The following is a 21,874-nucleotide window of genomic DNA, read 5'->3' on the forward strand; positions in this document are numbered from 1 at the left end:
CACCGCGATGACTCCGACCTCGAGTTACTTTGGAGAAAGGCAATATGGGTGCGGATGACGTCGTCAAGGACGACGATCGTAAACAGCGGCGATACCATTTCGACCGGCACACGCCGGAGTATCGCGGGCAGTTCGAGGCGATCACCGAGGAGATGCACGAGAAGTGCCCCATCGCGTGGTCGGAGACCTACGGCGGCCACTGGGTCGCGGCGGGCAACAGCGAGGTGTTCGAGCTCGCGCGGTCGGCCGACAAGGTGTCGAACGACCATGACGTCAACGGGGAGAGGCGCGGCTACCAGGGCATCTCCATCCCCACGCCCGAACGGGGCAAGGGCAGCACCGGCGGCTTCCTGGAGATGGACCCGCCGGCGCAGCGGTACTACCGGCAGGCGCTGAACCCCTACCTGTCCCCGGCGGCGATCAACCGGTGGATCCCGGTGATCGACGAGCTGGTGCGCGCCTGCCTCGACGAGAAGATCGAGAGCGGCCGCATCGATTTCGTCGACGATTTGGCCAACGTCGTCCCGGCGGTCCTCACGCTGGGCATGATGGGCATCCCGCTGAAGGACTGGGTCGTCTACAACGAGCCCGTGCACGCCGCCGTGTACACCCGGCCGAACACGCCCGAGGCGGAGCGGGTGGCCGAGATGCACAAGGAGATGGGCCGCCACCTCGTCGGCCAGTTCTTCGAGATCCAGCAGAACCCGCGGCCGGGGCTGATCGACGAGATCGCGCGGATCAAGATCGACGGCGAGGACCCGCCCTTCATGGACCAGGTCGGGGCGCTCGGGCTGATCATCGGCGGCGGGTTCGACACCACCACGGCCCTCACCGCGCACGCGCTCGAGTGGCTCTCGGAGAACCCGGAGGAGCGCGAGCGGCTGAGCCGCGAGCGCGACACCCTGCTGAACTCGGCGACCGAGGAGTTCCTGCGCTTCTACGCCCCCGCGCCGGGCGACGGGCGCACCATCTCGCAGGACTGCGAGATGGCCGGGACGCAGTTCAAGGAGGGTGACCGGCTCTGGCTGTCGTGGGCCATGGCCAACCGGGACGCCGGGGTGTTCCCGGAGCCGAACTCGATCGACCTCGCCCGCAAGAACAACCGGCACAGCAGCTTCGGGATCGGCATCCACCGGTGCATCGGCTCGAACGTCGCGCGCACGGTGTTCAAGCGGATGCTGCTGCAGGTGCTCGACCGGATGCCCGACTACCGGTGCGACCCCGAGGCCACGGTGCACTACGACACCATCGGGGTCATCAACGGCATGCGCCACCTCCCGGCGAACTTCACCCCCGGCGAGCGGCTGGGGGCCGGTCTGGACGAGACCATCGAGGCGATGCAGCGGATCTGCGACGAGCAGCGGCTCGCCGAGCCGGTGACGGTCCGGAAGGCCCAGGCCAAGATCACCTGAGGACGTCTCGTTCCCGGCATGCCCGCCGGGAACGGGCATGGGCCGGTGCGGTCGTCGGCGCGGCGACCGCACCGGCCCGAAGCCGCGCCGTCCGGGCGGGCCCTCCTGCCGGGGCCCGCCCGGACCCGGCCTACCGGACCCGCCCTACCGGACCCGCCCTACCGGGGCCGCCACTGCTCCAGGAGCCGCTTCCGGTAGGGCATGACGCGCGCCGGCAGGTTCCAGCCGAGGACGCCCGTGAGCTCGCCGCCGGACCGGTACAGCGCGACGAACCGGCCGTCCTCGACCGATCCCTCCTCGATCGTCACGTCGCTCTCCTCCGGGAAGACCCCGTGAGCCTGGATCTTCACGTCGTACTGGTCGCTCCAGAAGTAGGGGAGCGGGGCGAACGGCTTGACGTCGCCCTGCAGCAGGTTCAGCGCGGCCGCGGTGCCCTGGTCGGTGGCGTTCATCCGGTGCTCCAGCCGCATCCTGCGCCCGTACCGGGGGTTGATCCAGGAGGCGACGTCGCCCGCGCCGTAGATCCCCGGCGCCGCACGGCAGTGCTCGTCGCACTCGAGGCCGTCCCCGAGCGGCAGCCCGGACCCGCGCAGCCACTCCACCGCCGGGGCCGCCCCGACGGCGACGAGCACCACGTCGGCGGGCACGGTCGTCCCGTCCGACAGCGTCACGGCCGTGACCCGGCCGTCCTCGCCCGCCATCTCCTTGACGCCCGCGCCCATCCGCAGGTCGACGCCGCGGGCGCGGTGGAGGTCGGCGACGGCGGCGCCCACGCGCGGGCCCACCTGCCGCATCATCGGCACCGGCAGCGGGTCGGCGACGGTCACCTCCAGTCCCATGGCGCGGGCCGAGGCCGCCACCTCCAGGCCGAGGAACCCCGCGCCGACCACGACCGCGCGCCGCGCCGCCGCCAGGGCGGCCCGCAGCTCCAGCGCCTCCGGAAGCTCCCGCAGGACGTGCACGCCGGCGAGGCCCCGCCCCTGCGGCAGGCGGCGCGGGCGCAGGCCGGTGGCGATCACCAGCCCGTCGAACGGGAGGTCCGACGCGCCCTCGACCCGGACGAGCCCGCGCCCGGCGTCGAGGCCGGTCGCCCGCCCGCGGACCAGGCGGACGTCCAGTCCGGCGTAGTGGTCCTCGTCGCGCAGCTCGGTCCGGCCGGGTTCCCAGGCGCCGGTCAGCACCTGCTTCGACAGCGGGGGGCGGTCGTAGGGCAGGGCCGGTTCGTCGCAGAGCAGGACGAGGGAGCCCTCGTGGCCCTCGCGGCGCAGCGTCTCGGCGGCGGCGACGCCGGCCGCACCCCCGCCCGCCACGACGACGCTTCGCAGTGACCTCACGGCTCGCGCACCTCGCTGTTCACAGATGAGCCTCCCATCAGTAGGATCAACGATGATCCAAGAAAATGAACGATAATTCAATGTACTTGAAGGCCATGGCGCCATGGAGTGAGGAGGCACGGTGAGCGGCAGCGCGACCGGCGGCGGGACGGGCGGCGGGCCGGGACGCCCGCTGCCCCGGCTCACCCCGGAGAACGAGTTCTTCTGGACGTCCGGGGCCGACGGGCGGCTGCGCGTGCAGCGCTGCGAGGCGTGCGCGGCCCTGGTCCACCCGCCGCAGCCGGTGTGCCGGTACTGCCGGGGCACGGAGATGGGCGTGCGGGAGGTCTCCGGTTTCGCGACCCTCATCGGGTTCACCCTCAACCACCGGTTCAGCCTGCCGGGGCTTCCGGCGCCGTACGTCGTGGCCCAGGTCGCCCTCGAGGACGACGCCCGCGTGCGGCTCACGACGAACGCCGTCGAGTGCGACCCGGACGAGCTGGCGCTCGGCATGCGGATGGAGGTCGTCTTCGAGCAGTGCGAGGACGTGTGGCTCCCGCTGTTCCGGCCCGCCGCCGAACAGGGCCCGCCCGCCGAACTCCCCGCGGACGAGGTCGCACCCGAGCGGATGGCGAGCCTCGTCCGGCCGATGCCGAGCACCGACAAGTTCGAGGACCGGGCGGCCCTCACCGGCATCGGGGCCTCCGAGCTCGGCCGCCGGCTGATGGTGGACCCGCTGTCCCTCACCGTTCAGGCGTGCGAGCGCGCCGTCGCCGACGCCGGCCTGACGCTGGACGACATCGACGGCCTGGCCACCTACCCCGGTGCGGGCCCGTTCGGCGGGTTCGGCGAGGGCGGCGTGACCGCGCTCGAGTCCGCGCTGGGCCTCCGGCCGACCTGGTACAACGGCGGTGCCGAGACGTTCGGGCCGGGCGGTTCGCTGATCGCGGCGATGCTCGCGGTGGCGGGCGGGCTCGCCCGGCACGTGCTCTGCTTCCGGACGCTGTGGGAGACCACGCACGGGGAGCTGATGCGGCGCGGCGGCGCCGGCGCGGGCGGCGGCGGGCGCGTCGAGGGGGCGGCTGCCTGGCGGATGCCGTTCGGCTCGACGTCGGCGGCGCACACCCTCGCGCAGAACGCCCAGCGGCACTTCCACCGCTACGGCACCACGCGCGAGACGCTCGGCTGGATCGCGCTGAACCAGCGGGCGAACGCCGCCGTCAACCCGACGGCGATCTACCGTTCCCCGATGACGATGGACGACTACCTGGAGGCGCGGCCGATCACCGAGCCGTTCGGCCTCTACGACTGCGACGTGCCGTGCGACGGCGCCGTCGCGGTGATCGTGTCGGCGGTGGACGCCGCGCGGGACCTGCCGAAGCCGCCCGTCCTGGTGGAGGCCGTCGGGACGCAGATCACCGAGCGGATCGACTGGGACCAGAGCACGCTGACCCACGAGCCGCAGGTGCTCGGCCCCGCCGCCCACCTGTGGACGCGCACGTCGCTGCGGCCGTCCGACGTGGACGTCGCGCAGCTCTACGACGGGTTCACCCTCAACTGCCTCTCCTGGATCGAGGCGCTCGGGTTCTGCGGCATCGGCGAGGCCAAGGACTTCCTGGACGGCGGCAAGAACATCGCCCGGGACGGGGTCCTGCCCCTGAACACGCACGGCGGCCAGCTGTCGCACGGACGGACCCACGGCATGGGCCTCGTCCACGAGGCGGTCGTGCAGCTGCGCGGGGAGGGCGGGGAACGCCAGGTGCCGGGGGCCCGGGTGGCCGTGGTGAGCAGCGGCGGCCTCACCCCCGGCGGGGCGATGCTCCTCAGGACGGACGCATGACGATCGGCGAACGTGACACGGGCGCGCATCCGCACGAGCACGCGCGCGACCGCGAGCACGGGGCCGCGAACCGGGGCGCCGCCGACCCGGTCGTCCCCCGCATGGTCGAGGTGGACGGCGTCCCGATGTCGGCGCTCGTCGCGGCGGTCCCGCGGCCGCGCGCGGTCGTCCTCGCGCTGCACGGCGGGGCGGTGAGCCCCGCCTACTTCGACGCCCCCGGGCACCCCCGGCTGTCGCTGCTGCGGACGGGCGCGGCCCTCGGCTTCACCGTCGTCGCGCTCGCCCGGCCGGGCTACGGCGCGTCCGCCCCGCACGCGGAGCGGGTCGCCCGCGCCGAGCGGCGGGTCGACCTCGCCTACGGTGCCGTGCACGCCCTGCTGGGCCCGGCCCCGCGCGGTGCGGGCCTGTTCGTGCTGGCGCACTCGGTCGGCTCGGAGCTGGCCGTCCGGATGGCCGCCCGCGGGAACGGGGACGGGCTGCTGGGGCTGGAGATGTCCGGCACCGGCAGGCGGCACCACGACCGCGCGGCCGCGCTCCTCGGCCCCGGCGACGGGAACCGGGACCGGCTTCCCCCGGCGGGCAGCATCCGCCACCTCATCTGGGGGCCGGAGCACCTCTACCCGGACGGGACGATCGGGCATCCGGCCCTGCGCTCCGCGGCGCCCGCCTACGAGGGCGGCGTCGTGGCGGGCTGGAACTCGGACCTGCCGGAACTGGCCGCCCGGGTGCGCGTCCCCGTCCGGTACACCCTCGCCGAGCACGAGACCGTGTGGCGGCCGGGACGGGCGGCGCTGGAGGAGGTCGCGGCGCTGTTCACGGCCGCGCCCCGGGTCGCCGTCGACGAGCAGGCGGGCGGCGGCCACAATCTGAGCCTCGGCTTCGCCGCCGCGGCCTACCACTGGAAGGCGCTGGCGTTCGCCGAGGAGTGCGCGGCGGCGGCCGACGAGACGTCCGGAGGCGCTCCGGACGGGACCACCTGACGGGAGATCGAAAATGCCGGAAGCCGAGGCCGTGGCCCTGCTGGCCGTACGGCTGGTCGTGGGAGTCACGATGATCCTCCACGGTTACAACCACTGGCGGGGCGGCGGCCGAATCGAGGGCACCGCGGGCTGGTTCAGCGGCCTCGGGCTGCGCCACGGGAAGCTGCAGGCGTGGCTGAGCGTGCTCACCGAGATCGGCGCGGGCGCGCTGCTCGTGGTGGGGCTGCTGACGCCGCTGGCCTGCGCGGCGATCGTGTCGGTGATGCTGGTCGCGGGCATCCTCGCCCACCGGACGAACGGGTTCTTCGTGTTCAAGGACGGCTACGAGTACGTCCTCGTCCTGGCGGTGATGTGCGTCGCGCTGGGCGCGCTCGGTCCGGGTTCGGTGTCGTTGGACGCCGCCGCGGACATCGAGATCGCCGGCTGGGCGGGCGGCGGCATCGCGCTCGGGATCGGGGTGCTCGGGACGGCCGGCCTGCTCGGCGCGTTCTGGCGGCCGGAGCGCGAGCCCGCCGCGCAGCCCGAGGAGCAGGCGGCCTGAGGGCCGGGGAGCGGCCGTGCTCGCCGAGTAGCCGGGCCCGCCGCGGGCGGGCCCGGCTACTCCGCGGCGCCGGAGACGCCGTGCAGGCAGAACCGCCAGACCTCCGCGGCGGTCATCGGCACGCCGTGGCCGCCCGCGGGCGCGTTGTTCTGCGCCACGAAGATGACCGTCTGCATCATCATGGCCGCCTGGCGGCGCGCCCGGCACGGGCGTACGGCGCCCGCCCGGACGCCCTCCTCGACGAGCTCGGTGAAGATGTCCAGCAGCGGCCGGTGCGCCGCCGCCACCTGGGGCGGATGCCTGGCGAGCAGTTGGAGGCCGAAGTCGCTGAACAGGGGGCCGCGGGGGCCCGGGGGCGGGGAGCACTGCGCGTAGAGGGTCTCGACGGCGGCCCGCAGCCGCGGCAGCGGCTCCCGGTGCTCCGCGGCGGCCTGCCTGATCTCCGCCGCCCCCTCGACGAGGGCGTCCTCGAACAGGGCGAGCAGCAGCTCGTGCTTGCCGTCGAAGTGCTGGTAGAAGCTGCGCAGCGACTGCTTGGAGCGGTCGACGACCTCCTGGACCGTGAAGTCGGTCGTCTCCTTCTCGGCCATCAGCTCCTGTGCCGCGTCGAGGAAGCGCTCCACGCGCTGCTCGGCGCGGAGCTTGGCGGCACGGGTGGAGCGCTCGACCGCGCGTCGGCGCCAGGCGGGTTCTTCCACGACCTCGGACATTTCGCTGATGATACTCGTGTAAGGCGCAAAAGGAGACTCTTACTTACGACAGATGAGAATGTTATTCTCACGCGCATGGAGTTCGAGTTCGATGAGGACCAGCGGCTGCTCCAGCAGATGGTCCGCGAGACGGTCGCCAAGTCGCGGTCGCGCCCCGAGGACGAGCTGTGGGCGGCGTACCGGGAGCTGGGCTGGCTGGACGCCCCGCCGGTGGAGCTGGCGATCGTGCTGGAGGAACTCGGGTACGTCGCCGACCCGACGCCGTTCCTGGCCACCGCGACCTGGTTCCTCCCGCTCGCGGGACGGCCGCCGCGCGGCGCGGGGACGGCGGTGTGCGACGGGACAGGCCGGTTCGTCCTGGACGCCGACAGGGCGGACGAGATCGCGCTGGTGACGGCGGACGGCGTGGTGGTGGTGGACGGCGCCGACGTGACGGCCGAGCGGGCCGACACCTTCGACCCGACCCTGCACCTGGCCCACGTGACGGCGCGGCCGGACGGGCCGGGCCTGGTCGCCGGGGTCCCCGACCTCGCGCTGACGGGCCTGGCGATCACCGCGGTCGGCGCCTGCCGCCGCATCCTGGACATGGTCGTCGCGCACGTGAAGGAGCGGGAGCAGTTCGGGGTGCCCATCGGCTCGTTCCAGGCGGTCAAGCACCGGGCGGCGGACATGCACGTCGCCATCGAGCGCGCCCGCGCACTGGCCTACTTCTCCGCCCTCACGATCGCCGAGGACGACCCGCGCCGCGGCCGTGCGGCGGCCATGGCCAAGGCCGCCGCCGGCGAGTGCCAGCGGGTGGTGTTCGAGAACGGCCTCCAGCTGTACGGGGCCATGGGGTTCACCTGGGAGAACGAACTGCAGGTCCACCTCAAGCGGGCCAAGGCCTGCGACCTGCTGCTGGGGACGGCGGCCGAGCACAGGAAGGCGTTGCTGCGATGAGGCTGGGCTCCGACCCCGAGGTCGAGGCGTTCCGCGCCGAGTTCTCCGCGTTCCTCGACGCGCACCTGCCGGGCGAGGCCGAGGCGGTGCCGCGGTCCACGTCGAGCGCGGACGTCCCGGAGTGGGCGCGGCGGTGGCAGCGCACGCTGTTCGACGCGGGCTGGCTGCTGCCGGGCAACCCGCCCGAGTTCGGCGGCCGCGACGCGACGCTGCCGCAGCAGCTCGCGCACCTGGAGGAGCTGTCCCGGCGGCGGATCTACCACAGCTTCAACCCCCAGGGGCTCGGCATCATCGCCGCGTCGATCCTCACGTTCGGGACCGACGAGCAGAAGCGGCGGTGGGCCGTCCCGATCCTGCGGGCCGAGATCACCGCCGCGCTCGGGATGAGCGAGCCGGGCGCCGGGTCCGACCTCGCCGGCCTGCGGACGCGGGCGGTCCTCGACGGGGACGAGTTCGTCCTCAACGGACAGAAGGTGTGGACGTCGGGCGCGCACGACGCCGACGTCCTGCTGACGTTCGTCCGCACCGACCCCGACGCCCCCAAGCACAAGGGCATCAGCGTCCTGCTCGTCCCGACCGAGACCCCGGGCGTGGTGCGGCGGCCGTTCGGCTCCATCGCCGACCCCGGCGACCTGGACTTCAACGAGGTCTTCTTCACCGACGCGCGGGTCCCGAAGGAGAACCTGATCGGTGAGCCGAACAAGGGCTGGAGCGTCGCCCACGGCTCCCTCGGCCACGAGCGGACGCTGCTGTGGCTGAGCTTCGCCGAGCGGCTCGAGGACCTGGTCCGGGACGCGCCCAGCGACCAGGAGTGGTACGCCACGCTGCAGATGGACCTGCAGGCGCTGCGGCTGCTCGGCTACCGCGCCCTGGGAGAGCAGGTCGATCCGGCGGAGCTGTCGGTGCTCAAGCTCCTCGGTTCCGAGGCCGTCCAGTCCGCGTCCCTGCACGCGCTGGAGGAGCGCGGCGCGGACGGGCTCGTCCACCCGGAGCGGACCTCGCCGCCCAACCACATGAACGCCGAGGCGTTCTCGTCGAGCTGGTTCGAGCGGTACGCCCGCAGCTTCGCCGGGACGATCGCCGGCGGCACGTCGGAGATCCAGCGCAACATCATCGCCGAGCGCGTCCTCGGCCTGCCCCGCTAGCCCCGCCCCGATGAGCCCTGTAAAGGAGACGCGATGAACGACCAGATTCTCTACGAGGTCGCGGACAAGGTCGCGGTCATCACGCTGAACCGGCCGGAGGCCGCCAACGCCCAGACCGGGGCGCTGCTGGACGAGCTGGACGCCGCCTGGTCGCGCGCCGCGGCCGACGACGACGTCCGCGTCATCGTGCTCAAGGGGAACGGCAAGCACTTCTCCGCCGGGCACGACCTGAAGGACCGCGAGTGGGCCCCGGAGAAGCTCACGCTGGAGTGGATCTACTCGGTGGAGTCGCGGCGGTACCTGGAGTACACGCTGCGGTGGCGCAACGTGCCCAAGCCGTCGATCGCGGCGGTGCAGGGCAAGTGCATCGCGGGCGGGCTGATGCTGTGCTGGCCGTGCGACCTGATCGTGGCCGCGGAGAACGCCGAGTTCTCCGACCCCGTCGTGCACATGGGCATCGGCGGCGTGGAGTACCACGGCCACACCTGGGAGCTCGGCCCGCGCAAGGCCAAGGAGATCCTGTTCACCGGCCGCGGCATCACCGCCGAGGAGGCCGAGAAGGTCGGCATGGTGAACAAGGTCGTGGCACTGGACGACCTGGAGTCCTCGGCGATGGAGCTGGCCGGGCAGATCGCGCAGATGCACCCGTTCGCGCTGCGGCAGGCCAAGCGCGCCGTCAACCAGACCCTCGACGTGCAGGGCTTCTACGCCGCGATCCAGTCGGTGTTCGACATCCACGAGACCGGGCACGGCAACGCGCTCAGCGTCGACGGCTACCCCGTCCTGATGAAGCTGGACGGCATGAAGGACAAGCTCAAGTCGAAGTGACGGCGCTCCGGGCCCCGGCGCGGGGCCCGGAGCCGGTGACGGCGACGCGGTGGCGGCCGCCCCTCGCGGGGACGGCCGCCACCGCGTCTTCCGCCGTGCCGTCCGGAACCGGTCAGGTCTCCGCGCCGAAGGCGTCGTCGAAGCCCTCGTCGGAGACGCCGTCATCGAGCGGCAGCCGGAAGGTGTTGAAGGCCATGGCGAGCAGCGTGTAGGTGCCGATGGTGAACACCAGGTCCATCAGCCGCCGGTCGTCGCCGAGCTCCGCCGCGATCTTCCGGTAGGTCTCGTCGGTGAGGTCGGACCGGTCGATCAGCTCGTCCACCACCCGGTTGAGCAGGGTGGGCGCGCCGGTGCGCACCTCCTCGATCTCCGCGTCGGTGATGCCCACTTCCCGGGCCATCTCCACGTGCTGCGCCCACTCGTAGCGGGAGCGGCGCCGCCACGCGACCCGCAGGACGGCCAGTTCGCGCACGGCCACCGGCAGCGTGGAGCGGTTGAGGGTGTAGGCGTTGTACCGCATGAACGACTTCGCCAGCGCGGGATGCCGGGCGAGCAGGTCGATCGCGTTGTTGGGCGGGGGGAGCCGGTTCTCCCGCGGGGAGAAGGCGGCGATGGTCTCGGCGTCCCATTCGTCGCGGGGGAGCGGTCCCAGGCGGGTCACGTGTTCCGCCCCCCGTTCACGCCCACGATCTGGCCGGTGATGTACCCGGCCTCCTCGGAGACGAGGAACGCGCAGGTCGCGGCGATGTCCTCCGGGCGCCCGATCCGCCGGACGGGCGTGCGCTCGATGTGGTCCTCGACCGTCCCGCCGAGCAGCCCGCGGCCCTCGGCCTTGCGCAGCATCGGGGTGTCGATGAAGCCGGGCGGTACGGCGTTGACCGTGATCCCGGCGGGTCCCAGTTCCAGCGCCAGGGCCTTGGTGAGGCCGTTCACGGCGGACTTCGACGAGACGTAGTGCGCCATGTACTGCTGTCCGGACTGGGCGCTGGACGACGAGATGTTGACGATCCGTCCCCAGCCGGCCTCCGTCATGTCGGGCAGGACGGCCTGCACGCAGTGGAAGACACCGTGGAGGTTCACGTCGATGACCTTCCGCCAGGCATCGAATGACAGGTCCGCGAACCGCTTGAAGCCGTCCAGGCCGGCGGCGTTCACCAGCACGGTCACCGGGCCGAAATGCTCCCGGACGACCTCCAGCGCCTTGTCGACCTGCGCCCGGTCGGTCACGTCCGCCGCCTGCCCGAAGGCGGCGGCGTCCGGGTTCAGGTCGAGCGCGGCGACGTTGTACCCGTCGGCGGCCAGCCGCTCGGCGATGGCCTTGCCGATCCCGGAGCCGCCGCCGGTGACCACGGCGGTCCGCCCGGCGCCCTTACCCGCGCCGCCGCCCGCCTCGTTGCGCGTACCGCTCACGCGAACGCCTCCTCACCGGCGATGGCCGCGCGGCGCGGCGTCCGCTCCGACGACGGGTCATAGGGCAGCGTGACCTGCACGCCGAGGTGCGGGCTGAGCGCCCTGGGCTCGGTCATGAAAATCTCCCTTCCGAATACGAGAACACTACTCTCATCAACGGAGACTGGGAAAGCCCCCGGTCCTGGTCGGGGGCCGTCGTGGTGCCGTGGAGACAGGTGCGCCGCCCCGAGTCTGCACTGATGGCCCATTCTCGAATCCGGATGGTTGATTTGCGTGCGGCGAGAATGTAGTTTCCAGCCATCAAGTAGGCAGGATGCGACTTCAGGAGACGGGGGCGAGGGTGTGAAACACCTGCTCATCGACGGACGGCTCGTCGAGACCGAACGGACGTACCCCTCGGTCAATCCCGCGACCGGCGAGGAGTTCGATCGCGCCCCGGACGCCACCGCGGCCGACGCCGAACGTGCGGTCGCGGCCGCGCGGCGCGCGTTCGACACCACGGACTGGGCGACGAACCGGGAGCTGCGCGTCCGGTGCCTGGACCAGCTCCACACCGCGCTGCGCGAGCACGGCGAGGAGCTGCGCGAGCTGACCATCACCGAGGTCGGCGCGACCCGCCAGCTCACCCACGCCAACCAGCTCGACGTCCCGATCGAGATCTTCCGGTACTACGCCGACCTCCTGCGCGAGTACCCGCTGACCGAGGACCTCGCCGACGTCGAGATCCGCGGGCAGACGCACCGGCGGTGGATCGAGAAGGAGGCCGCGGGCGTCGTCGCCGCGATCATCCCGTACAACTACCCGAACCAGATCGGGTTCGCGAAGCTCGCGCCGGCGCTGGCCGCCGGGTGCACGGTCGTCCTCAAGGCATCCCCGGACACCCCGCTGACCACGCTGGCCCTCGGCGAGCTGATCTCCGAGCACACCGACATCCCGCCCGGCGTCGTCAACGTCATCTCCTCCTCCGGGGTGGAGGTCGGCGAGGTGCTGTCGGGGCACGCCGACGTCGACGTGGTCACCTTCACCGGGTCGACCGCCACCGGCCGCAAGGTCATGGAGTCCGCGAGCGGGAACCTCAAGCGGGTCTTCCTCGAGCTCGGCGGCAAGTCCGCCATGATCCTGCTGGACGACGCCGACTTCGACGTCTCCGCGATGTTCGCCGCCTTCATGATCTGCTCGCACGCCGGGCAGGGCTGCGCCATCACCACCCGCCTCCTGGTCCCGCGCGAGAAGCACGACGAGATCGTCGAGAAGGTCGCCGAGAACCTCGGCCGGGTCACCTACGGGGACCCGAGCGATCCGAGCATCTACATGGGGCCGCTCATCAGCGCGCGGCAGCGCGACAAGGTCGACGCCATGGTCAAGCGGGCGGTCGAGGCGGGCGCGAAGCTCGTCACCGGCGGCGAGCGGGTCGACCCCGGCTTCTTCTACACACCGACGCTGCTCGCCGGCGTCGACCCGGCCAGCGAGATCGCGCAGGAGGAGATCTTCGGTCCCGTCCTCGCCGTCATCCCCTACGACGACGATGACGACGCCGTCCGCATCGCCAACGACACGATCTACGGTCTGTCGGGCGGCGTGATGAGCGCCGACCCGGACCGGGCCCTCGCGCTCGCGCGCCGGATCCGCAGCGGCACGTTCAGCATCAACGGCGGCAACTACTTCGCCCCCGACGCGCCCTTCGGCGGCTACAAGCAGTCCGGCATCGGCCGCGAGATGGGCGTCGCCGGGCTCGAGGAGTTCCTGGAGCGCAAGACCTTCGCGATGGTGACCGGCTGATGGCGCCGCTCGAGGGGGTCCGCGTCGTCGAGGTCGCGATGTACGGGTTCGTCCCGTCGGCGGGCGCCGTGCTCGCCGACTGGGGCGCGGACGTCGTCAAGATCGAGCACGCCGTCAACGGCGACCCGCAGCGCGGGCTCCGGCAGACCGGCACGATGAAGGTCGAGGGCGACCCCAACCCCAACGTCGAGCACGCCAACCGCGGCAAGCGCAGCATCGGCCTGGACCTGAAGACGCCCGAGGGCATGGAGGTCCTGCACGACCTGATCCGCCGCGGGGACGTCTTCCTGACCAGCTTCCTGCCCGCCCTCCGCCGCAAGCTCGGCATCGACGTGGACGACGTCCGCGCGGTGAACCCGAAGATCGTCTATGCCCGGGGCAGCGCCCTCGGCCCGCGCGGGCAGGAGGCCGAGAAGGGCGGGTACGACATGACCGCCTTCTGGGCGCGCGGCGCCACCGCGGCCAGCATCACCCCGCCCGGCGTGGAGGGGATGATCCCGCCGCCCTCGCCCGCCTACGGGGACACCATCTCCGGCACCAACCTCGCCGGGGGCATCGCCGCGGCGCTGTTCCGCCGCGAGCGGACGGGCGAACCGCCCGTCGTGGACGTGTCCCTGCTGGGCAGCGGGCTGTGGGCCATGGGCCACGGCGTCGCGCTGTCCCAGCATCTCGGCAAGCCGCTGGAGGCGCCCCCCACGGGCGCGCACGGCTCGCCCACGAACCCGCTATCCGGCCTGTACCGCACCGCCGACGGCCGCTACCTGGCCTTCGTCATGCTGCAGCCGGCCCGATTCTGGGCCGACGTGTGCCGGCACATCGACCGTCCCGACCTGGCCGACGATCCGCGCTACGCCACCGCGGAGCTGATCGCCGAGAACACTACGGCGGCCGTCGCGACACTGCGGGAGGTTCTGGCCACCCGCACGCTAGGCGAATGGACCGAGCGTTTCGCCACCCTCGCGGGGCCCTGGGCTCCGGTGCAGGACTCCCTGCAGGTGGGCGACGACGCGCAGATCCGCGACAACGAGTACCTCGTGCGGGCCGGTGAGCTCGAACTGGTCGCCAACCCGGTGCAGTTCGACGTCTCCGCCCCGCAGCTCGGCCCCGCTCCCGAATTCGCCGCGCAGACCGAGGAGATCCTGATGGAACTCGGTCTGGACTGGGACCGCATCCTCGCCCTCAAGGCGGCGGGCGCGGTCACCTGATCACCCATTTTCGGGGGGTTCGGCTTCGAGGAGGAACGTTGAGACGACCCTTGATCATAGGACTGCTTCTCGTCCTGCTGGCGGGGTGCGCCGACCGAGGCGGCACCACGGCGGAGGACGAGGGCGGGACGCGGGACGGCGGCGGTGCGTCCGCGTCCGTCCCGAAGAGCGATTTCGGCTCGCTCAAGGACGTGTGCGGCCCCGGCGAGGCCGGTCCGTCCGGCGCCCAGGGCGTCACCGACACCGAGATCAAGGTCGGTGTCTTCACCGACCTGGGCTTCACCAAGAAGCCCGAGATGGTGGACGCCGCGAAGGTGTTCACCGAGTGGTGCAACGCGGCCGGCGGCATCAACGGACGAAAGATCGTTCCGGTCACCCGCGACGCCAAGATGATGGAGGTCCGGCAGCGCATGACCGAGGCGTGCCAGAGCGACTTCGCGCTCGTGGCCGGTTCGGCGGGGCTGGACGGGCAGGGCGTCGAGACCCGGCTGGAGTGCATGCTCCCCGAGATCCCGGCGCAGTCGAGCCAGGTGCAGGCGCGCGGCGCCGACCTCCAGGTGATGCCGAACGGCGCGGCGCTCGGCTACAACGACTACGCGGGCTTCTACAGCTGGCTGGTCAACGAGAAGTACCCGTCCTCGAAGGGCGACGTCGGCATCATCGCCGGTGACTCACCGGTCACCAAGGTCATGATCGGCCAGCACACGGAGACGGTCGCGGGTGTCGGCGGCAAGGTCACCTACACCGGGCTGTACCCGGTCCGCGGTGTGCCCGACTGGACACCGTTCGCGCAGGCCATGAAGGACAAGAAGGTCAAGGGCCTGGTGTTCCTCGGCAGCTGGGACCAGCTCGCCAAGCTGCTCCAGTCCCTGACGAGCATCGGCCACAAGCTCGAGTGGGTCGACACCACCAACAACGCCTACGGTCCCCAGTTCGTCAAGCTGACCGGAGCGGCTCTGGGTTCCCAGCCCTCCTACGCCGACCTCAGCGGCATGCACCCCCTGGAGACGGCCTCCGACAACCCGGCGACCCAGCAGGTCCTCGACATGTTCGAGCAGTACGCGCCGGACGCCGAGGTGAACCTGCCGGTGCTGCGCGCCTTCTCCGCCTGGACGCTGTTCGCCAAGTCGGCCCGCGCGTGCGGCGAGCTGACCCGGGCGTGCGTCCTCGAGAACGCGGCGAAGGAGACCGAGTGGACGGCGGGCGGCCTGCGGGCGCCGCTGGACCTGTCGAACCCGGCCTCGCCGCCCAAGTGCTGGAACGCCGTCCAGGCGACGCCCGACGGCTGGAAGCCGGCCGACTTCGGAGCCAACGAGGGCGCGTACCGCTGCGGCGACGTCGAGCACAAGTACACGGGCGACTACCCGGCCCCCGTGAAACTCGAGGACGTCGGCAAGAGCATGGCGGATCTCGAGTAGGGGCCGGCAGCGATCATGGACAAGTTCCTCACCTTCGGAATCGTCGGTCTCAGCACCGGCGGGATCTACGCGGTCATCAGCAGCGGGCTGGTCCTGACCTACACGACCACCGGCATCTTCAACTTCGCCCACGGCGCGGCAGGGATGATGGCGGCCTTCGCCTACTGGCAGCTGACCGGGGGATGGGGCCTGCCGGTCCCGATCGCGCTCGCGCTGGTGCTGTTCGTCCTCGCCCCGCTCTTCGGCCTGCTGGTCGAGCGGGTCATCATGCGCCCGGTGCGGGGCGTGGGCGAGGTCGAGCGGCTGGTGGTCACGATCGCCCTGCTGACCGGGCTGATCGCGCTCGCCCAGTGGGTCTGGGACCCGAACGTCGCCCGCCCGCTCACACCGTTCCTGGCCGACCGGGAGGCCATCGCGATCGGGCCGGCGACGATGACGTGGCACCAGCTGATCACGCTCGTGGTCGCCGCCGCCGTCGCGATCGGGCTGTACGCGTTCCTGTACGGCTCGCGGACGGGCGTCGGGATGCGGGCGACGGTGGACGACCCGTCGCTCGCCCGGCTCAACGGCGGCGACCCCGTCGCGGCGGCCAAGGCCGCGTGGGTGCTGGGCACGATGCTGGCCGCCCTCGGCGGCATACTCATCGCGCCCAGCATCCCCCTCGACGCAGCCAACCTGTCCCTGCTCATCGTCAGCGCGTACGCCGCCGCGATCTTCGGGCGGCTGCGGAGCCTGCCGATGGCGTTCGTCGGCGCCATGGTGGTCGGCTGCACCGAGAGCTACCTGACGGGGTACCTGCCGCAGAACGAGTACCTGCCGGGGCTGCGCATCGCCGCGCCCGCGCTGCTGCTGTTCCTCGTCCTGCTGCTGTTCCCCAACCCGCGGGTGCGGGGGAGCGTGCGGATCACCCGCTCGCTGCCCACCCCGACGCTCCAGGGCACGCTGGTGTTCGCCGGGTGCCTGATGGTGTTCGCGTCGATCCTCGCCACCACGCTCAGCGACCCCGACGTCATCTCCTACGGGCAGATCTTCCCGATGTCGATCATCGGCCTGTCCATCGTCGTGCTGACCGGGTTCTCCGGGCAGATCTCGCTGGCCCAGCTCGGCCTGGCGGGGATCGGCGCGGTCGTCTGGGCGGGCTTCGGCACGAGCGGCAATCCCCTCGCGCTGCTCGCCGTGGTGGCCGTCTCGGCGGTGGTGGGCGCCGTCATCGCGATCCCCGCGCTGCGCCTGTCGGGCATCTACCTGGCGCTGGCCACCGCCGCGTTCGCGCTGATCCTCGACGGCTGGATCTTCACGATGCCGGTGGACTGGCTGTTCAGCGGCGGCGGTGCCGAAGTGACCCCGATCTTCTCCGGGCAGCGCGCCCAGATGCTGTTCGCCGCGGCGGTGCTCGCGGCGCTGTGCCTGCTGGTCGTCTGGGTCCGGCGCGGCTTCTTCGGGCGGCGGCTGATCGCGATGCGCGACAGCGAGGCCGCCTGCGCCACGCTGGGCGGGCGGCTGCTGGTCACCAAGGTCGCGGTGTTCGCGCTGTCGTCGGCGATCGCCGGGCTCGGCGGCGCCCTGTACGGCATGCAGGCCCGGACCATCACCCCGGAGCAGTTCACCCTGGTCGCCGGGCTGCCCATCTTCCTGCTGGTGATCATCGGCGGGATGGCCGCGGTCGGCTCGGGGTTCTTCACCGGCGTGAACCTGGCCGGGATCATGCACGCGGTCACCGTCCTGTGGCCGGGGGCGCACCACGCGTCGTCGCTGCTGGTCGGGCTCGCGGGCATCGGGATGGGGCGCCACCCCGAGGGCGTCGTCCCGCACTTCCGCGAGTCGTGGAACCCGCTGCGCCGCTTCTGGCTCCCGCTCGCCGCGATCGTGGGCGCCCTGTGGGGGCTGCGGCTGCTCGACGTCGTCAACGGCTGGGTGCTGACGTTCGGGTCGGTCGCCGCGGCGCTCGTCCTGCGGGAACTGGCGAAGCCGCGGGCGCCGAAGACCGACGCCGACGTCCCGCTGGAGTGGCGCGGCGTGCGGCGGCCCTGGCTGCCCTCGGACCGGGAGGAGGTGCTCGATGGCCTTGCTCGAAGCTAGCGCGGTGACCGTCCGCTTCGGCGGCAACGTCGCCCTGTCCGGGGTCGACCTCGCGGCGGAGGCCGGCCAGGTCACGGGGCTCATCGGCCCCAACGGCGCCGGCAAGACCACACTGTTCAACGTGGTGTCCGGCCTGATCAGGCCCAAGTCGGGACGGGTGCTGCTGGACGGGCGGAACGTCACCCGGCTCGGCCCGGCCGCCCGCGCCCGGCGCGGCCTCGGCCGCACCTTCCAGCGGCTGGAGATCTTCGGCCACCTGTCCGTGCGGGACAACCTGCGGGTCGCCGCCGAGTTCCACCGCGACGGGCTGCCCGCCGACGGGATCCTCGCCCGGCTCGGCCTGGAGGACATCGCGGACGTCCGCGCCGACTCGGTGCCCACCGGCCGGGCCCGGCTCGTCGAGCTGGGCCGGGCGCTCGCCGTCCGGCCGCGGGCCCTGCTGCTGGACGAGCCCGCCTCCGGGCAGGACGAGCACGAGACCGAGCGGTTCGGCGAGCTGCTGCGCGAACTCGCGGCGGACGGCCTCGCGGTCGTCCTCGTCGAGCACGACATGCGGCTGGTGATGGGCGCGTGCGACGTCGTGCACGTCCTCGACCTCGGGAAGCTGATCGCCAGCGGCCCGCCCGACCGGATCCGCGCCAACGCCGCGGTGCTGGACGCGTACCTGGGGGCCTCGACATGACCGGGACCGTTCCGACCACCGCGACCACCGCGACCGCCCCGGCCACCGGGACGGCCGCGACGGCGAACCTGCTCGAGCTGTCCGGCGTCCACGCGTCCTACGGCCGAATCTCGGTGCTGCACGGCGTGGACCTCGCCGTGGCGGCGGGGCAGATCGTGGCCCTGCTCGGCCCGAACGGCGCGGGGAAGAGCACCACCCTGAACGTCGCGGCGGGCCTGCACCCGGCCGACCGCGGCGACGTCCTCGTCGGCGGGCGGCCCCTCGCGGGCGCCGACCCCGTCGAACTGGCGCGGCGCGGGGTGTGCCTGATCCCCGAGGGGCGGGGGATCTTCCCGAACCTGACCGTGCGGGAGAACCTGCGGATGATGACCTTCACCGGCGCGGACCGCGCCGCGGTGGAGGAGATCGCCTACACCCGGTTCCCCAAGCTGGCCGAGCGGCGGCGGCAGACCGCGGGGACGATGTCCGGCGGCGAGCAGCAGATGCTCGCCCTGGCGCGCGGGCTGGCCACCGACCCGGCCGTCCTGCTGATCGACGAGCTGTCCATGGGCCTCGCCCCGCTCGTGGTCGCCGAGCTGTACGGGCTGGTCGTCGAGATCGCGCGCACCGGCGTGGCCGTCCTGGTGGTCGAGCAGTTCGCCAGCACCGTGATGGAGATCTGCGACCTGGCCGCGGTGATGGTGCACGGCCGCGTGCAGCGCGTGGACGCCCCCGGCGACGACCTTCTGGCCGACCTCTCGGCCCTCTACCTGGGAAGTGCGACATGACCGAGACACCCACGACCTCCACGACGGACGCGACGGACACGACGGACGCGAGCGCGGCGGAGCCGGCCGCGAAGAGCCAGGGGACGGCCCCCGCGCCCGCGGGCGGTACCGGCGCGGCGGAGACCCGCGCGGACCGGTTCGTCCGCCAGCTCGCCGAGATGCGGATCCCCGACCCCTCGGCCGGGCGGGCCCGGCTGTGGCTGCAGGTCGGCGTCGTCCTCATGGTGGCGGGGCTGGTCGCGGGCGTCGCGTCCTACTTCCTGTCCCGGGGCACCACCGACTCGCTGGCCCAGCGGGACGCGCAGGCCCTGGGGACGGCCGGGATCTGCGGCTGCATCGTCGGCAGTGCCCTCTACCTGCGGTACACGCTCGCCAATGTCCTCCGCTTCTGGTTCGCCCGCCTCACCCTGTCGGTGGAGGCGGGGCCGGGCGAGGCGGGGCCGGGCGGACCGGAGACGGTCCGGCGGACCCGAGAAGACAACGACTGAACGGAGTACTCCCGTGCGCAAAGACGACATGATCCTGATCAGTGTCGACGACCACATCATCGAACCGCCCGACATGTTCGTGAACCACCTCCCGGAGAAGTACAAGAAGGACGCGCCGCAGCTCGTCCACCAGGAGGACGGCACGGACGTGTGGAAGTTCCGCGAGACGGTGATCCCGAACGCGGCGCTGAACGCGGTGGCGGGCCGCCCGAAGGAGGAGTACGGGCTGGAGCCGCAGGGGCTGGACGAGATCCGGCCCGGCTGCTACGACGTGGATGAGCGAGTCAAGGACATGAACGCGGGCGGCATCCTGGCGTCGATGAACTTCCCGTCGTTCCCGGGGTTCGCGGCCCGCCTGTTCGCCACCGAGGACGCCGACTTCTCGCTGTCGCTCGTCCGCGCGTACAACGACTGGCACATCGACGAGTGGTGCGGCAAGCACCCGGGGCGGTTCATCCCGATGGCGCTGCCGGTCATCTGGGACCCGGAGGCGTGCGCGGCCGAGGTGCGGCGCGTCGCGAAGAAGGGCTGCCACTCGCTGACGTTCAGCGAGAACCCGGCGGCGATGGGCTACCCGAGCTTCCACAGCGACCACTGGGACCCGCTGTGGCGCGCGCTGGTGGACACCGGGACGATCCTGAACGTGCACATCGGCTCGTCCGGGCGGCTGTCCATCCCGGCGGTCGACTCGCCGCCGGACGTCATGATCACCCTGCAGCCGATGAACATCGTGCAGGCCGCCGCCGACCTGCTGTGGTCGCGGGTGATCAAGGAGTTCCCGGACATCCGGATCGCGCTGTCGGAGGGCGGGACCGGCTGGATCCCGTACTTCATGGAGCGGGTCGACCGGACGTTCGAGATGCACGCGACCTGGACGCTGCAGGACTTCGGCGGGAAGCTGCCGAGCGAGGTGTTCCGCGAGCACTTCCTGACCTGCTTCATCAGCGACCCGCTCGGGGTGCGGCTGCGGCACGACATCGGCATCGACAACATCTGCTGGGAGGCCGACTACCCGCACAGCGACTCGATGTGGCCCGATGCGCCCGAGGAGCTCCACAAGGTCCTCACCGACTGCGCGGTGCCCGACGGCGACATCAACAAGATGACGCACGAGAACGCCATGCGCTGGTACTCCTTCGACCCCTTCAAGCACGTCCCCAAGGAGCGGGCGACGGTCGGCGCGCTGCGCGCCGCCGCCGAAGGGCACGACGTGTCGATCCAGTCGCGCAGCCACCGGGTCATCGACCCGTCCGAGAAGCTGGAGGGCTTCCGCAGCCGGGCCCGCGCCGCCGTGGCGGCCGCCAAGGCCTGACCGCCCCTCCCATCGGAACCGCCCCGTCGGAACCACCCCGTCCGCCGGCCGGTCGCGCGCCCCTCCCTCCCGGAGGCGGGGCGAGCGGACCGCGCCGGCGGCCGCGTGAGGAAGCAGAACATGCGCTTTGTCTTTCACTATCCGGAGACGAGCGGGCCGGACGGCGACGTCCTGGACGCCGGACCGCTCCACAAGGTGGCCGCCGCGGCCGAGAAGGCCGGGTTCGACGGGTTCTCGCTGAGCGAGCACCCCGTGCCGGGGGCCCGGTGGCTGCACTCGGGCGGGCACCAGACGCTCGACCCGTTCGTCGCGCTCGGGCACGTCGCCGCGGCGACCGTCCGGCTCCGCCTGCTCACCCACCTGGCGGTCGCCCCCTACCGCAACCCGTTCCTGCTCGCCAAGGCGGCGGCCACGCTCGACAAGCTGTCGGACGGACGGCTGACCCTCGGGCTCGGCACCGGCTACCAGAAGAGCGAGTTCCACGCGCTCGGCGTCGACATGGACGAGCGCAACGCCCTGTTCGACGAGACCCTCGATGTGCTGCCCAAGCACTGGAGCGGGGAGCCGTTCTCTTACGAGGGCAGGCACTTCAGCGCGCGTGAGGTGATCGCGCGCCCGCGTCCCGTCCAGGATCCGATCCCGGTCTGGATCGGCGGCAACTCGAAGCTGACCCGCCGCCGCGTCGCGGCGCGCGCGCAGGGCTGGATGCCGATGTCGGGCGGCGCGCAGCTCAGCGCCACCGCGCGCACGCCCGCGCTCGGCACGCTCGGCGAGCTGGCCGAGGCCGTCACCGAGCTGCGGGCCGCGGCCGCCGCGGCGGGACGCGACGAGCCCATCGACGTCCTGCACTCCTACCAGGGCGAGGGCATCGGCACGCCGGCCGCCGACGCGGACCGGCACCGGGAGGCGTTCGCCGAGATCGAGAAGGCGGGCGTCACGTGGCTGCTGGTGTCGAGCCGGACGAGCACGCCCCGCGCCACGCTCGACTGGCTGGAAGCGTTCGGCGCGACCTATCTGGCGCGATGA

The 21,874-nt window shown here is 72.3% G+C and carries 20 protein-coding genes; 16 read left to right on the forward strand and 4 right to left on the reverse strand.

What is annotated here, in order from left to right; translation table 11 throughout:
- The first annotated feature begins 44 nt into the window (after positions 1 to 44).
- Positions 45 to 1,412, forward strand: a complete 1,368-nt coding sequence (locus F7P10_RS38035) for a cytochrome P450 (RefSeq protein ID WP_151016864.1) — start codon at positions 45 to 47, stop codon at positions 1,410 to 1,412.
- Between the two features lie 158 nt (positions 1,413 to 1,570).
- Here F7P10_RS38035 and F7P10_RS38040 read toward each other — a convergent pair whose 3' ends face one another.
- Complete coding sequence (locus tag F7P10_RS38040) at positions 1,571 to 2,746, reverse strand: NAD(P)/FAD-dependent oxidoreductase (protein ID WP_254716236.1); 1,176 nt, start codon at positions 2,744 to 2,746, stop codon at positions 1,571 to 1,573.
- Positions 2,747 to 2,867: 121 nt separating this feature from the next.
- Between F7P10_RS38040 and F7P10_RS38045 the strand changes: the two genes are divergently transcribed.
- From F7P10_RS38045 to F7P10_RS38055, 3 genes are read left to right on the forward strand one after another with little or no spacing between them, the layout of a single operon-like run.
- Positions 2,868 to 4,565 (forward strand): OB-fold domain-containing protein, encoded by a 1,698-nt coding sequence (locus F7P10_RS38045; protein WP_218040251.1) that lies wholly within the window; start codon positions 2,868 to 2,870, stop codon positions 4,563 to 4,565.
- The gene (locus tag F7P10_RS38050) at positions 4,562 to 5,545 is read left to right on the forward strand and encodes a lysophospholipase (protein ID WP_218040252.1); all 984 of its coding nucleotides are present in this window, start codon (positions 4,562 to 4,564) and stop codon (positions 5,543 to 5,545) included. Before F7P10_RS38045 ends, F7P10_RS38050 begins: the two co-directional genes overlap by 4 nt.
- Before the next feature lie 13 nt (positions 5,546 to 5,558).
- Positions 5,559 to 6,086, forward strand: a complete 528-nt coding sequence (locus tag F7P10_RS38055; protein WP_151016866.1) for a DoxX family protein — start codon at positions 5,559 to 5,561, stop codon at positions 6,084 to 6,086.
- A 56-nt stretch (positions 6,087 to 6,142) separates the two neighbouring features.
- Here F7P10_RS38055 and F7P10_RS38060 read toward each other — a convergent pair whose 3' ends face one another.
- On the reverse strand, positions 6,143 to 6,796 hold the full coding sequence (locus F7P10_RS38060; RefSeq protein WP_151016867.1) for a TetR/AcrR family transcriptional regulator: 654 nt from the start codon (positions 6,794 to 6,796) through the stop codon (positions 6,143 to 6,145).
- A 75-nt stretch (positions 6,797 to 6,871) separates the two neighbouring features.
- Between F7P10_RS38060 and F7P10_RS38065 the strand changes: the two genes are divergently transcribed.
- From F7P10_RS38065 to F7P10_RS38075, 3 genes are read left to right on the forward strand one after another with little or no spacing between them, the layout of a single operon-like run.
- Positions 6,872 to 7,735, forward strand: coding sequence for an acyl-CoA dehydrogenase (locus F7P10_RS38065; protein WP_151016868.1), 864 nt, complete (start codon positions 6,872 to 6,874; stop codon positions 7,733 to 7,735).
- Positions 7,732 to 8,880, forward strand: coding sequence for an acyl-CoA dehydrogenase family protein (locus F7P10_RS38070; RefSeq protein WP_151016869.1), 1,149 nt, complete (start codon positions 7,732 to 7,734; stop codon positions 8,878 to 8,880). The genes F7P10_RS38065 and F7P10_RS38070 overlap by 4 nt, the downstream gene beginning before the upstream one ends.
- Positions 8,881 to 8,913: 33 nt before the next feature.
- A complete protein-coding gene (locus F7P10_RS38075) occupies positions 8,914 to 9,708 on the forward strand; it encodes an enoyl-CoA hydratase (RefSeq protein ID WP_151016870.1) in 795 nt (264 codons plus the stop codon).
- Positions 9,709 to 9,820: 112 nt separating this feature from the next.
- On the opposite strand, the gene F7P10_RS38080 is transcribed toward F7P10_RS38075, so the two are convergent.
- On the reverse strand, positions 9,821 to 10,369 hold the full coding sequence (locus F7P10_RS38080) for a carboxymuconolactone decarboxylase family protein (RefSeq protein WP_151016871.1): 549 nt from the start codon (positions 10,367 to 10,369) through the stop codon (positions 9,821 to 9,823).
- Positions 10,366 to 11,118: an SDR family NAD(P)-dependent oxidoreductase gene (locus tag F7P10_RS38085; protein ID WP_151016872.1), complete on the reverse strand. Its 753-nt coding sequence runs from the start codon at positions 11,116 to 11,118 to the stop codon at positions 10,366 to 10,368. Before F7P10_RS38085 ends, F7P10_RS38080 begins: the two co-directional genes overlap by 4 nt.
- Before the next feature lie 342 nt (positions 11,119 to 11,460).
- Here F7P10_RS38085 and F7P10_RS38090 point away from each other — a divergent pair, with 342 nt between their 5' ends.
- The 9 genes from F7P10_RS38090 (at position 11,461) to F7P10_RS38130 (ending at position 21,874) form a co-directional block, all read left to right on the forward strand.
- Positions 11,461 to 12,897: an aldehyde dehydrogenase family protein gene (locus F7P10_RS38090; RefSeq protein ID WP_151016873.1), complete on the forward strand. Its 1,437-nt coding sequence runs from the start codon at positions 11,461 to 11,463 to the stop codon at positions 12,895 to 12,897.
- On the forward strand, positions 12,897 to 14,102 hold the full coding sequence (locus tag F7P10_RS38095) for a CaiB/BaiF CoA-transferase family protein (RefSeq protein ID WP_151016874.1): 1,206 nt from the start codon (positions 12,897 to 12,899) through the stop codon (positions 14,100 to 14,102). Before F7P10_RS38090 ends, F7P10_RS38095 begins: the two co-directional genes overlap by 1 nt.
- 50 nt (positions 14,103 to 14,152) lie before the next feature.
- Positions 14,153 to 15,520, forward strand: a complete 1,368-nt coding sequence (locus tag F7P10_RS38100) for an ABC transporter substrate-binding protein (RefSeq protein ID WP_218040253.1) — start codon at positions 14,153 to 14,155, stop codon at positions 15,518 to 15,520.
- Positions 15,521 to 15,535: 15 nt separating this feature from the next.
- Complete coding sequence (locus F7P10_RS38105; protein ID WP_151016876.1) at positions 15,536 to 17,599, forward strand: ABC transporter permease; 2,064 nt, start codon at positions 15,536 to 15,538, stop codon at positions 17,597 to 17,599.
- On the forward strand, positions 17,580 to 18,281 hold the full coding sequence (locus F7P10_RS38110) for an ABC transporter ATP-binding protein (RefSeq protein ID WP_151016877.1): 702 nt from the start codon (positions 17,580 to 17,582) through the stop codon (positions 18,279 to 18,281). Before F7P10_RS38105 ends, F7P10_RS38110 begins: the two co-directional genes overlap by 20 nt.
- Positions 18,278 to 19,048 carry an ABC transporter ATP-binding protein gene (locus F7P10_RS38115; RefSeq protein WP_151016878.1) on the forward strand — a complete coding sequence of 257 codons (771 nt, stop codon included), beginning with the start codon at positions 18,278 to 18,280 and terminating at the stop codon, positions 19,046 to 19,048. The genes F7P10_RS38110 and F7P10_RS38115 overlap by 4 nt, the downstream gene beginning before the upstream one ends.
- Positions 19,045 to 19,536: a hypothetical protein gene (locus F7P10_RS42940; protein ID WP_176611813.1), complete on the forward strand. Its 492-nt coding sequence runs from the start codon at positions 19,045 to 19,047 to the stop codon at positions 19,534 to 19,536. Before F7P10_RS38115 ends, F7P10_RS42940 begins: the two co-directional genes overlap by 4 nt.
- 13 nt (positions 19,537 to 19,549) lie before the next feature.
- The gene (locus F7P10_RS38125; protein ID WP_151016879.1) at positions 19,550 to 20,848 is read left to right on the forward strand and encodes an amidohydrolase family protein; all 1,299 of its coding nucleotides are present in this window, start codon (positions 19,550 to 19,552) and stop codon (positions 20,846 to 20,848) included.
- A gap of 120 nt (positions 20,849 to 20,968) precedes the next feature.
- Positions 20,969 to 21,874 (forward strand): LLM class F420-dependent oxidoreductase, encoded by a 906-nt coding sequence (locus tag F7P10_RS38130; protein ID WP_151016880.1) that lies wholly within the window; start codon positions 20,969 to 20,971, stop codon positions 21,872 to 21,874.

It is taken from the genome of Actinomadura sp. WMMB 499 (genome assembly GCF_008824145.1).
GTDB lineage: Bacteria > Actinomycetota > Actinomycetes > Streptosporangiales > Streptosporangiaceae > Spirillospora.

Bases quoted from the DNA above. Each gene is read 5' to 3' on its own strand.
- F7P10_RS38035 (WP_151016864.1), top strand. From the start codon at position 45: ATGGGTGCGGATGACGTCGTCAAGGACGACGATCGTAAACAGCGGCGA.
- F7P10_RS38050 (WP_218040252.1), top strand. From the start codon at position 4,562: ATGACGATCGGCGAACGTGACACGGGCGCGCATCCGCACGAGCACGCG.
- F7P10_RS38055 (WP_151016866.1), top strand. From the start codon at position 5,559: ATGCCGGAAGCCGAGGCCGTGGCCCTGCTGGCCGTACGGCTGGTCGTG.
- F7P10_RS38060 (WP_151016867.1), bottom strand. From the start codon at position 6,796: ATGTCCGAGGTCGTGGAAGAACCCGCCTGGCGCCGACGCGCGGTCGAG.
- F7P10_RS38065 (WP_151016868.1), top strand. From the start codon at position 6,872: ATGGAGTTCGAGTTCGATGAGGACCAGCGGCTGCTCCAGCAGATGGTC.
- F7P10_RS38070 (WP_151016869.1), top strand. From the start codon at position 7,732: ATGAGGCTGGGCTCCGACCCCGAGGTCGAGGCGTTCCGCGCCGAGTTC.
- F7P10_RS38075 (WP_151016870.1), top strand. From the start codon at position 8,914: ATGAACGACCAGATTCTCTACGAGGTCGCGGACAAGGTCGCGGTCATC.
- F7P10_RS38095 (WP_151016874.1), top strand. From the start codon at position 12,897: ATGGCGCCGCTCGAGGGGGTCCGCGTCGTCGAGGTCGCGATGTACGGG.
- F7P10_RS38105 (WP_151016876.1), top strand. From the start codon at position 15,536: ATGGACAAGTTCCTCACCTTCGGAATCGTCGGTCTCAGCACCGGCGGG.
- F7P10_RS38110 (WP_151016877.1), top strand. From the start codon at position 17,580: ATGGCCTTGCTCGAAGCTAGCGCGGTGACCGTCCGCTTCGGCGGCAAC.
- F7P10_RS38115 (WP_151016878.1), top strand. From the start codon at position 18,278: ATGACCGGGACCGTTCCGACCACCGCGACCACCGCGACCGCCCCGGCC.
- F7P10_RS42940 (WP_176611813.1), top strand. From the start codon at position 19,045: ATGACCGAGACACCCACGACCTCCACGACGGACGCGACGGACACGACG.
- F7P10_RS38130 (WP_151016880.1), top strand. From the start codon at position 20,969: ATGCGCTTTGTCTTTCACTATCCGGAGACGAGCGGGCCGGACGGCGAC.